Origin of the sequence: Microcoleus sp. LEGE 07076, from assembly GCF_015207455.1 — a bacterium.
Taxonomy (GTDB): Bacteria; Cyanobacteriota; Cyanobacteriia; order Cyanobacteriales; family Microcoleaceae; genus Microcoleus.
The window spans coordinates 1-11,743 of the sequence record NZ_JADEWV010000183.1 but is presented as its reverse complement, the minus strand read 5'-3'; the positions used below and the strand labels follow the sequence as shown (position 1 = coordinate 11,743).

Below are 11,743 nucleotides of genomic sequence, written 5' to 3'. Positions count from 1 at the left end.
ACTCACAACTAACAACTCACAACTAACAACTAACAACTAACAACTCACAACTGACTAATGACTCAACATACCTTAAAATCTGAATTTGAACTATCAGGAATTGGTTTGCACAGCGGCGAACAAACTCGCGTCCGAGTGTTGCCCGCCGCGCTTGGGGAAGGTCGCTATTTTGTCAGAATTGACTTGCCCGGTGCTCCGATAATTCCTGCAAAAATTGAGGCGGTTTGTCAGACGGCGCTTTCCACTGAACTGGCAAATGCCACAGGCGATCGAATTCGCACTGTAGAGCATTTATTAGGCGCTTTGGCGGGGATGGGAGCGGATAATGCTCGAATTGAGGTTGAGGGCCCGGAACTGCCGCTGTTGGACGGTTCGGCTCTGGTTTGGGTAGAGGCGATCGCCCGTACCGGCTTGCTCCCTCAAAAATGCCAGGAAGATCCCGCTGCGTCGTTCGACCTCGCTGAGCCGATTTGGGTGCGCCGCGGGGATGCTTTTGCTGCTGCTTTACCGTCGGCCCAAACTCGGTTTAGTTACGGAATTGATTTTGAGGAACAGGCGATCGGCAATCAATGGTACAGTTGGTCGCCAGAGGTAGAAAGTTTTGCGACGGCGATCGCCCCTGCGCGCACTTTTGGACTGGCTCGCCAAGTTGAACAATTGCGACAAGCAGGTTCGATCAAAGGTGGTACTCTAGATAACGCCCTGGTTTGCGATCGATCCGGCTGGCTCAACCCGCCCTTAAGATTTGCCAACGAACCGGTGCGCCATAAAATCTTAGACTTAGCAGGCGACCTCAGTCTGCTGGGAACTTGGCCAAAAGCTCACTACTTGGCTTACAAAGCCAGTCACAACCTGCACGTCCAACTTGGCTTAGCCCTGAAATCCCAAGCTTTGGCCGTACTGCAGACAAGTTAGAAAAGCTGCCAGCAAAGTCCCTGTTACAATTAACAGTTACAATTGACAAACCAAGGCGCGATCCTTCGCGTTTCTACCACACTCAAAAGTCTTCAAGCAATGTCCACGCTGACTGAAGTTAACACCCCCAATACTGCTAATTCTGAATCCGTTACCGCCGAAAACGGTGAGAATTCTCCAGCGGTTAAATCAAGTTTTACTCTCGAAGAAATTCAGAAATTATTGCCTCACCGCTATCCTTTTGCACTGGTAGACAAGATTGTTGATTACGTGCCCGGAGTGCGGGCTGTTGGAATTAAAAATGTTACTTTCAACGAGCCACATTTTCAAGGGCATTTTCCGGGAAGGCCGATTATGCCTGGAGTATTAATTGTGGAAGCGATGGCTCAAGTTGGCGGTATTGTTCTGGCTCAGTTACCCGACATCGAACAAGGATTGTGGATGTTTACCGGGATTGATAAGGTCAAGTTCCGCCGTCAGGTTGTACCTGGCGATCGGTTGCTGATGACTGTAGAATTGCTGTGGGTAAAACGCCGCCGCTTCGGAAAAATTCAGGCGATTGCGGAAGTGGAGGGACAGAAAGTTTGTGAAGGAGAATTGATGTTTTCGATGGTGGATTAAATTTGGGAATTGGGAATTGGGAATTGGGAATTGGGAATTGGGAATTGGGAATTGGGAATTGGGAATTGGGAATTGGGCATTGGTAATGACTAATCAGTAGCTAATAACAGCCAACAGACAACAGCCAACAGCCAACAGACAACAGACAACAGCCAACAGCCAACAGACAACTGCCAACAGCCAACAGTCAACAGACAACTGCCAACTAACAACTGCCAACGGACAACTGACAACTAACAACTGAAAAATGCTTACTTTGATTCACCCAACTGCTGTGATTCATCCCCGCGCCGAACTGCACCCGACTGTAAAAGTGGGTGCTTATGCTGTAATTGGCGAAAGAGTGAAAATCGGGCCGGAGACTAAGATTGGCGCTCATGCAATTATTGATGGACTAACAGAAATAGGTGCTGGGAATCAAATTTTCCCCGGTGCGGCGATTGGCCTGGAACCTCAAGATTTGAAATATGAAGGTTCGCTGACTAGGGTAACAATTGGCGACAGCAATGTGATTCGGGAATACGTGACAATCAACCGCGCTACAGGAGCAGGAGAAAGCACCACAATTGGCGATCGCAATTTGTTGATGGCTTACGTTCATGTCGGTCACAATTGCGAGCTCGGAGACCAGGTAATTATCGCCAACGCCGTAGCTTTGGCCGGACACGTCAAAATCGAGTCCCAAGCCCGACTGAGCGGTGTTTTGGGGGTTCACCAGTTTGTCCGCATCGGCCGCTTGTCGATGGTGGGCGGCTTGAGCAGGATCGATCGAGATGTACCTCCTTATATGCTAGTCGAAGGAAATCCTTCGAGAGTGCGAGCAATCAACAAAATAGGCCTCGAACGCGCCGGTTTAACCCCTGAAGATTTGCTAGTTTTGAAGAAAACTTTTCGGATTTTATACCATTCTGGCTACACTCTCAATCAAGCTTTGGAACAGTTGGATTTGTTGCCGGAAAACCCCCACTTGCAGCACCTGCAAAGATTTGTGCAGCAGTCTGTTAGCAAAGGGCGGCGCGGTTTGATTCCTGGGAAAAAATGAATCAGGTAGAATAAATTTAATGAATTGAGCAATTGTTGCCCTATGAGTTTATCTACTTTAGCCAAATCTATATCTCCCGATGCAGGAAAAGATGGCTGCATGACTTTCAACGGCGTTAGCTGGGAGCAGTTTGAAGCGATAGAAGCAGCTTTTGAAGATATTGGGGGTGTAAAATTTTTCTATCTCGATCGCATTCTGCAAATTATGACTGTCTCGCCCGAACACGAAATAATTAAAAAAACTCTCTGTATACTGCTAGAGGCGTATATGAGAGCAAATGGGATTCGATTTTATGGTAAGGGCGGGCCGACTCTGGGTAACAGAGAATTAGGCGGTAGAAAAGAGCCGGATGATTCCTATGACATAGGAACCCCAAAAACCTTCCCAGATATTGCTATTGAAGTCGTAATTACCAGCGGGGGGATAAATAGTCTAGAATTATACAAAAGGTTGGGCGTTCGGGAAGTCTGGTTTTGGCAAAATAGTCAGTTATCTCTCTATTGCTTAACAGGTGAAAATTATGAGCAGATTGCCAGGAGTACATTCCTTCCCGCTCTCGACTTAGAATTACTGCTGCGCTGTGCTAATATGCCGGATCAATATGATGCTGTGACTGAGTTATTAGCAAACATCTCACTTGTTTGAATTAAAAAAAAATATGAAAATTTTCATCAGCACTGGTGAGGTTTCTGGCGATTTGCAAGGAGCTTTGTTAGTTGCGGCCTTAAAACGTCACGCTGTCGCCGCTGGTTTGAATTTAGAAATAACAGCTTTGGGCGGGCGGCGCATGGGGGAAGCTGGCGCTACTATTTTAGGCGATACTGCGGACATTGGTTCTATGGGTATTGTAGAATCTGTGCCTTATATTTGGCCGACGATTAAAGTTCAGCAAAAAGCTAAACAATATCTAAAAAACTTTCCTCAGGATGCGGTTGTATTGATTGATTATTTGACTCCAAATCTCGGTATTGGTAGCTACATTCGCCGCTGTTTGCCGGATTTGCCTGTGGTTTGGTACATCGCACCTCAAGAATGGGTTTGGTCGATTTCTCCTCGCAATACGGATCTGATTGTGAATATTGCCGATCGCATTTTGGCGATTTTCCCCGAGGAAGCTAGTTATTATCGGAAAAAAGGCGCTGAAGTGAGTTGGGTTGGTCATCCTTTGGTGGATAGAATGCAATCTGCCCCCTGCCGGGAAGCTGCCCGCAAAACTTTGGGAATTGCGCCGGAACAGGTGTCGGTGGCCCTAATTCCGGCTTCTAGAAAGCAAGAACTCAAGTACCTGATGCCGGTTATATTTGAGGCTGCTCGAATTATTCAAGCTAAATTGCCGGAAGTCCATTTCTGGATTCCGCTTGCTAACCAAGCTTTTGGGAGCAAAATCGAAGGGGCGATCGAGAAATACGGTTTGCGAGCTACTTTGTTGGAAAATCAAACTTTGGAAATTTTGGCTGCTGCGGATCTGGCGATCGCCAAATCTGGTACTGTTAATTTGGAATTAGCTTTGCTGGACGTTCCGCAAGTTGTCGCCTACCGCGTCAGTCCGATTACAGCGATGATTGCTCGCCACGTACTGAAATTTTCGATTCCTTTTATGTCTCCGCCCAATTTGGTGGAAATGAAGCCGATCGTCCCGGAGTTGCTGCAAGACGATGCTACTGCGGAAAACATCGTTAACCGCGCACTGGAATTGCTGCAAAATGCCGATCGGCGCGAGCAAACAAAAGCGGGTTATCGCCAAATGCGCGAAAGTCTCGGAGATGTGGGGGTGTGCGATCGCGCCGCTGCCGAAATAATGAAAAATGTTAAATTAAATACAGCAAATTAAAGCAATTTTAGTATTTAAATGTTATGTCGAGCAATCGGAAAAAGCGACCGATCGCTGTTGATTTATTTGCAGGCGCAGGCGGCATGACTCTCGGCTTTGAACAAGCAGGTTTTGATGTACTTGCTTCAGTCGAAATTGACCCAATTCACTGCGCGACACACGAGTTTAATTTCCCGATGTGTTCTATTTTGTGCAAAGATGTCGCAGAACTCACAGGAGCGGAAATTAGGAAAAAATCTGCGATCGGCAGGCGCGAGATAGACGTAGTAATCAGCGGTTCGCCCTGTCAAGGATTCTCGCTGATGGGCAAGCGCGATGTGGACGACCCGCGAAATTCTCTGATTTTTCACTTTCATCGCTTAGTTTTAGAGTTAAAACCCAAGTTTTTTGTCATGGAAAATGTGCCGGGAATTGTAGCCGGCAAACACAAAGAACTCCTGAATATTTTAATTAGCTCTTTTCTGGACTCAGGCTATCAAGTAGAAGAAAACTATCAAGTTCTGAATGCCGCTCACTACGGAGTTCCCCAAGCTCGTAAACGATTGTTTCTGATTGGGTGCAAAAAAGACTGCGATCTGCCAAAATACCCTCAGCAACTTACTTTTTTACCGAAAAAGAAGCTTCCTAAACGCTCTCAAAAAGTTAACTTACCTGCGGTGCCGACTGTTTGGGATGCAATTGGAGATTTGCCGGAAGTGGAAAAATACAGCGAGTTGCTGCACCGAGATTGGGTAGTCGCCGAGTACGGAGATTGCAGCACTTATGCGAGTGTGTTGCGCTCAATTGATGATTTGGATGATGATTATTCTTACACTCGCAAGTACGATCGACAAATCCTCTCTTCTAGTCGGCGCACAAAACATTCTCCCGAATGTATAGAAAGATTTGCAGCCGCCGCCTACGGTCAGAAAGAGCCGATCAGCCGTTTTTACAAGCTGCACCCCGACGGAGTTTGCAACACTCTCAGGGCTGGAACCGACAGGGGGATGGGCGCTTATACTTCGCCGAGACCAATTCATCCGATCGCCCCTCGGTGCATTACAGTCAGAGAAGCAGCGCGACTACATTCCTATCCTGACTGGTTTAGATTTCACGTCACCAAATGGCACGGTTTCCGCCAAGTCGGCAATTCTGTACCGCCGCTGTTGGCGAAAGCTGTAGCAGCGCAGATTATTAACGCTTTGGGCGTGAAACCAATAAAGCCGAGTTTCCAGCTTCCCAGTGGAGATGATTCATTGCTGAAACTAAATTGGTCGGAAGCCCAACAATATTATCAGGAGATTGAGTTGAAAACCCCGTCCTTTTAGGACAGCTTTTTTTGCATTGTTAAGTAAAATAACAAATCCATCTTCACAAATGAATATGGTAGAGTGGATCAATCAGACAAGATGTAAAAACCTACCTCCGGACTGGGGGAAAGTCTACGCCCAAAACATTTTTGAGGAGATATGACTACGCAGCTACGCTGCAAACGTAGTCAGCCTGGGAACCCACCGCGCAAAATTGGATATTAAGACACAAATGTCTTAAGAATCCCCGTGCCCGATTGGCCCGGAAGTGTCAAAGAGCTATCTTTGTAAAAAGTGTATTTTCAGGAGACTCAACTACTATGGGTTGGTTTAAAAGACTGTTCGGACTCGAAAAGCCTGCACCCCAGGCTGAACCGATGGCACAAGTAGTACAGCAAGCAGCCCAATCGCAATCGATCGCTCCTGCTAAAGTCGGCCCGGACGGCAATTTTGACGAAAGCGGCTTGGCGAAGCGGGTAGCTTTGGCATTTGACGGCGATTCAGAAGTTGCTGATATCGAGACTGTTTATGTGGCTCAGCTCAGCAGCACAGTTGTCCTCAAAGGTCAAGTTCCCAGTCAGGCAATTCTCGACAAGTTAGTGGCGATCGCCTCTTCCGAAGAGGGCGCGACAAATGTCCAAACCGATCAAGTGACAATCGGGTAGTAGTTATTCGCAACCGCAGCAGTTTCACTCCAGGCGAGCGAAAAAACTAAAAACCAGGAAAAAACCCGCAGCTGCGGGTTTTTTCCTGCTCTTTGCGCCTCTAAATATTAATTTTTGTGAACTTCGCATCTTAATTAAAAAACAGTATAATTAAATACAGAAACTAAAAATATTTTAGGTACATAAATCACACCTGACCTGACTGCTCTTTTTATCTCAATATAAGGATCGAAAAATATGCAACTCACTTTTCCCGGCGCAAACTACGAATACGACATTCCGACAGTCGATACCATCCAAGGCCAACTCGCGGGCAAATATCAAGGTAAAGACTGGAACTATCAGTATCCCAGACACATTCGGGTCCCCAACAAATACGGGGGCCCAAACTCTACCACAAAGCAAAATTTTCAAGCCCAGCAGGATGTCGCAGCAGCTAGCAGCGCAGCGGCGGTTCCATCTTCCCCAACAGTTAAGGAAATAGCCCAAGTCCACCGGGCACATATTTGCAGTATTCTCGATCGCCGACAGCAAATAGCCAAAGCCAAAGGCGACGAAAGACTGCTGCGCTTGCTAGAAATTGAGTCGAAGCAAATGGCTTGTTAGCAAATAGCCTCACAAAACAAAGCATTTGTCAACAGGAGGAAATCGAAAACGACTTGATTTCCCCCATCTTCTCATACAGAACTTTTCAGGTAAGTCAACTACAAATAATATCGTGGACGGTTGCATCGGAATAATAAAATCGAGTCAACAGTCAACAGTCAGTAGGGGCGGTGCCAAGAGTGCGGGCCCTCTTAACTTAACAGTCAACAGTCAACAGTCAACAGTCAACAGTCAACAATCACCTGACGGTACAACCAGAATTGATATAAACCAATTTCTGTCACCCCTTAACGCAAACCACTTGCTTGAGAGTCGCCACAACTTCCACCAAATCCGACTGCTGACTCATCACCTCCTCAATCGACTTATAAGCCCCCGGAATTTCATCTAAAAATTGCTCATCTTTGCGACACTCAACCCCGTCAGTCTGCCGCACAAAATCATCAAGAGTAAACACATTCTTCGCTTGAGTTCGAGACATCAACCGCCCCGCACCGTGAGAGCAAGAACAGTAACTTTCCACATTACCTTTCCCCTTCACAATAAAAGACTTCGCCCCCATCGAACCCGGAACAATCCCGTAATCCTGTACATTTGCGCGTACAGCACCCTTGCGAGTCACATACACATCTTCGCCAAAATGCACCTCTTTTTCCGCGTAATTATGGTGGCAATTTACCTTTAACAATGGCTTAGTAGGTTTGCCGCCCGCAGCGTGCTTTTCCACAATATGCTTAAACCGATTCATCATCACATCACGATTAAAACGAGCGTAATTTTGCGCCCACTGCAAATCGTGCCAATAAGCAGCAAACTCCGGCGTACCTGTTACAAAATAAGCTAAATCTTGGTCTGGAAGACTAATTTCTGCCAGTTTAGCTAAATTTTTAGCAGTCTCGATATGCTGCTGTGCGAGCAAATTGCCAATGCCGCGAGAACCAGAGTGCAGCATCAGCCAAACAAAGTCTTCTGTATCAACACAAACCTCAATAAAATGATTGCCGCCACCGAGGGAACCCATTTGTTTAAGGGCTTTACTTTCTTGGCGCTGCACGCCTTGATGAAGTTCTTTAAACTCGCGCCATTCTTGCCAGTTAGTGACAGTTCTTTCCACTTCCTTGTTTTCAGCAAATCCGACGGGAATTGCTGCTTCGATATCGAGGCGAATTTGTTTGAGTTTGCCTTCTAATTTGTTGGCGGTGAAAGGCATTTTAATAGCCGCCATCCCGCAGCCAATATCAACGCCCACAGCCGCTGGAATAATCGCTTCTTTTGTGGCAATTACTGAACCGACTAAAGCACCTTTTCCTAAATGTACGTCGGGCATTAGTGCGACGTGTTTGAATACAAATGGCAAAGATGCTACATTTTTTGCCATATTGGTTTCTTTGGCACCAAGGGCGTGATTAGCCCAAGATAGCACGGGTTTTGGGGTTGATATTTCTAATTTTTCGTAGGGCATTTTGGTTGAGGTTTCTTTTGCCAGTTATTGTATACTACGCATTGTAGTATAAAGAATTTATGATGTCAAACGCACCTGACCGACTAATTCTCGTAGGGTGCGTCAGTCGGGGATTTTTTTGGGGGAGTCAAAGAATATTGACTGATACTAAATCCGGGTTTGAGACCCCCTTTATTTTTTAGTCGGCCTTCTGCCGACATCGTTTGTGTAGACGCGGTTTCAACCGCCGGATCATCTTTTACAAATTCGCATTCTTTCGCCCCGCCTTCTGCACGGGAATAGCAACCGCCTGCGGTTTCTTCTTCCCTGCAAACATCCCGAAGAAATCGTGCAGCAAAATGTAAAAACACGGAATGATAAACAGCGTCAGCAGCGTCGCCAGCGACAAACCGGAAAACACCACAACCCCCAAAGGTTGCAGAAATTCCGAACCTTCTCCAATTCCCAAAGCCAGGGGAAACAAACCCAAAACTGTGGTGATAGTTGTCATCAAAATTGGACGCAAACGTTGAGGTGCAGCCCTGAGAATTGCTGTGGCGCGATCGACCTTTTCATCTTCCCGAATTTGGTTCGCCAATTCCACCATAATAATCGCATTATTTACCACAATTCCCACCAGCAAAATCGCCCCCACAATCACCGTCGCGCCGATCGCAGTTTTAGTCGCGTACAGCCCCAAAATCCCCCCAGCCAAAGCCAGCGGCACCGTCAGCACAATCACCAGCGGATCGACAAGCGAATTGTACTGCACCGCCATCACCACAAATACCAAAAACGCCGCCAAAGAGCCCAAAATCTTCAGCGAAGTTTGCAACTCCCGGTTAGTTTCCGCCGCCGCACTCGGAATCACCCGCACTCCCGGCGGCAATTTGATGTCCGCCAAAACAGCATCCACTTGTTTCAAAGCATCGCCCAAACTCGCACCCTTGTTAAGATTTCCCGCAATCAAAAAAACTTGGCGCTGGTTGAGTCTTTGAATTTCTCCCGGTGCTTTTCCTACTTGAATATTCGCCACATCTCCCAACCGGATCTGAGCGTTATTTCTAGCCGTTAAAGGGATAAATTTTAGTTCCGAAATCGACTTGATAGAAGCGCGATCGAACTGTACCCGCACATCTACCAAACGGTTTCCCCGCTGCAACTGCGTAGGAACAGCACCTTGAATTGCTGTCTGAATTGTCTCACCAATTTGCCTCGCACTCAACCCGTAGATTTCGGCTTGTTCCCAATTAGGACGAATCTGCACTTCCGCTTGTGGCGGATCAGTATCCGGGCGAAAGCGGACTAACTTTACCTTGTCCTCCAAACTTTCCAAAATGTCGCGCCCTGCTTGCAGCAATAACTGCTCGTTTTCGCCCTGAAGCAGAACATCAACTTCCGCACCCCGCACCGGAGAATTAGTCAAAACTAAACCCCGCACATTTTCAGGAATCAGCCGCAACCGAGTTCTTTTAGGGATCTTAACTTTTTTCAATTTTTGATTAACTTTTTCGACAAAATCTAAGGTATTGGTTCCCGATTTTAGTGTGATATTACTGCCGCCGCGCAGCAAATTCTCGATCGTATTATTGCCGAACAACAGCCCGCCCACCGTAGTCAAAGTGTATTCAGTTTCCGGCTGACCGAGCATGATTTTATCAACTTCTGCCATCACTCTTTGATTCGTTTCCAAATTAGTACCTGCGGGAAACAAAGCAAACAATCTCGCTTGACCGGTACTAATTTGAGGTAAAATTTCCTGGGGAATTTGACCGGCCATCTGCCAACTGCCGCCGCCCAATAAAACGATCGCCAGTACAACTACAATTAACCGCCACCGCACTATTCCCGACAAAAATTTACCGTAGCCGGCGGTAGCATCGGTAAAAGCTCGGTTGAATGCCCGCAGCGGCCAAAAGTTGCTCAAACCGCTAGATACCGGCAATACTAGCAACCGAGAAGCCATCATCGGCACAACAGTCAATCCGACAATCAAAGAGGCGGCGACGGAAAAACTGATCGTGAGAATTAGTTCATTAAACAGCAAAGAAACTAAGCCGCCGATCAGCAAAAATGGCAGTACGGCAACTAAGTTAGTGATGGTGGAGGCAAACAAAGCTGATTCTAATTCTTGACTGCTGTTTTCTGCTTGCTGTATCAACTGCTTGTTAGTTAATTTCCGATTTTTATTGCTAGTTCCTTCAACAATATTTTCCAGCATAACGATCGAGTTATCGACCACAATGCCCACCCCCAAAGCCAAACCGCCCAAACTAAAGACATTCAGAGACAGGTGAAAAAGTCCCATCAGGATAATCGCCATTAAAGTTGCGAGGGGAATTGCCAAGACAATAATAAAAGTCTGGCGCAGGGAAGCGAGGAACAGCAAAACTGATGCGCCAGCTAAAACAGCTCCAGTTAAACCAGAAAACGCGACGTTGCTGATAGAATTTCGGATAAATTTAGACTCATCTGAGGTAGTGACGATTGTAGTGCTTTCGGTGATTAGTCCTGATTCTTTTAATTCTTCTAGTTTCTTTTTGATGCCATCTACAACTGTTATCGTGTTTGCGTCCGGCTGTTTTTGAATGCTAATTTTGACAGCGGGTTTTTGATTGAGAAATACTTTAACTCGTTCTTCTTCTGTGCCGTCAATTACTGTAGCAAAATCCCGCAAAAAAACTCGTTTTGGCGGATTAGCACCCAATGCTTGGAAGGAAAGTTCTTGAATTTCTTTCGCACTCCGAAATCGTCCGACGGTACGGGTTAAAGGTTCCGCCGATTCTTGTCGCAGCCGCCCGCCGGAAGTATCGAGATTGCGGGCTTCGAGGGCATTTAAAACATCGGAAATACTAACGCCTAAAGATTGCAAGCGATTTAAATCAATATTTATTTGAATTTCTTCTTGTACGCCGCCGGCAACGTCAACTGCTGCTACTCCCGGAATTACGTTTAATTCTCGAGATAATTCTTCGTCGGCAAATACGCGCAAATCAACTCCTTGCAGGGAGTTGGAAGTGAGGGCAAATTCGTAAACAGGCTGTTGGGAGGGGTCAGATTTGAACAGCCTGGGGGTTTCAACTGTGTCGGGAAGTCGGTTGCGGATGCGGTTGACGGCGGCGGTGGCATCGTTGAGGGCTTGGTCGATGTTGCCCCCTGGTTTGAAGAATAAATCGACGCTGACTTGTCCTTCGCGGGTACGGGAGAAAATTTGGATGACACCTTCGGTGGCGGAAAGTCCTTGTTCGAGGGGGCGGGTTACTTCGTCAACGGCGACTTCTGGGGAGATTCCGGGGGCGTCTAGGCGCACGCCGATGCGGGGATAGGTGATGG

Annotated in this window: 10 protein-coding genes; 8 read left to right on the top strand and 2 right to left on the bottom strand. The window is 46.9% G+C overall.

The window, feature by feature from the left end; all coding sequences use genetic code 11:
* Positions 1-57 precede the first annotated feature (57 nt).
* From lpxC to IQ270_RS23315, 8 genes are all read left to right on the top strand, one after another.
* Positions 58-915: a UDP-3-O-acyl-N-acetylglucosamine deacetylase gene (gene lpxC, locus IQ270_RS23350; protein WP_193975585.1), complete on the top strand. Its 858-nt coding sequence runs from the start codon at positions 58-60 to the stop codon at positions 913-915.
* A 99-nt stretch (positions 916-1,014) separates the two neighbouring features.
* On the top strand, positions 1,015-1,536 hold the full coding sequence (gene fabZ / locus IQ270_RS23345; RefSeq protein ID WP_193975584.1) for a 3-hydroxyacyl-ACP dehydratase FabZ: 522 nt from the start codon (positions 1,015-1,017) through the stop codon (positions 1,534-1,536).
* A gap of 247 nt (positions 1,537-1,783) precedes the next feature.
* Positions 1,784-2,578, top strand: a complete 795-nt coding sequence (gene lpxA, locus IQ270_RS23340; RefSeq protein ID WP_193975583.1) for an acyl-ACP--UDP-N-acetylglucosamine O-acyltransferase — start codon at positions 1,784-1,786, stop codon at positions 2,576-2,578.
* Positions 2,579-2,620: 42 nt separating this feature from the next.
* Positions 2,621-3,223 (top strand): Uma2 family endonuclease, encoded by a 603-nt coding sequence (locus IQ270_RS23335; protein ID WP_193975582.1) that lies wholly within the window; start codon positions 2,621-2,623, stop codon positions 3,221-3,223.
* A gap of 13 nt (positions 3,224-3,236) precedes the next feature.
* The gene (lpxB, locus tag IQ270_RS23330) at positions 3,237-4,409 is read left to right on the top strand and encodes a lipid-A-disaccharide synthase (protein WP_193975581.1); all 1,173 of its coding nucleotides are present in this window, start codon (positions 3,237-3,239) and stop codon (positions 4,407-4,409) included.
* 23 nt (positions 4,410-4,432) lie between these two features.
* Positions 4,433-5,716 carry a DNA cytosine methyltransferase gene (locus IQ270_RS23325; protein ID WP_193975580.1) on the top strand — a complete coding sequence of 428 codons (1,284 nt, stop codon included), beginning with the start codon at positions 4,433-4,435 and terminating at the stop codon, positions 5,714-5,716.
* A 302-nt stretch (positions 5,717-6,018) separates the two neighbouring features.
* On the top strand, positions 6,019-6,363 hold the full coding sequence (locus tag IQ270_RS23320; RefSeq protein WP_193975579.1) for a BON domain-containing protein: 345 nt from the start codon (positions 6,019-6,021) through the stop codon (positions 6,361-6,363).
* Between the two features lie 237 nt (positions 6,364-6,600).
* Positions 6,601-6,969 carry a DUF4278 domain-containing protein gene (locus tag IQ270_RS23315; protein ID WP_193975578.1) on the top strand — a complete coding sequence of 123 codons (369 nt, stop codon included), beginning with the start codon at positions 6,601-6,603 and terminating at the stop codon, positions 6,967-6,969.
* Between the two features lie 280 nt (positions 6,970-7,249).
* Here IQ270_RS23315 and IQ270_RS23310 read toward each other — a convergent pair whose 3' ends face one another.
* Positions 7,250-8,431: an RtcB family protein gene (locus IQ270_RS23310; RefSeq protein WP_193975577.1), complete on the bottom strand. Its 1,182-nt coding sequence runs from the start codon at positions 8,429-8,431 to the stop codon at positions 7,250-7,252.
* 238 nt (positions 8,432-8,669) lie between these two features.
* Positions 8,670-11,743 (bottom strand): efflux RND transporter permease subunit (locus tag IQ270_RS23305; protein ID WP_193975576.1); only part of this gene is annotated, 3,074 nt, incomplete at its 5' end.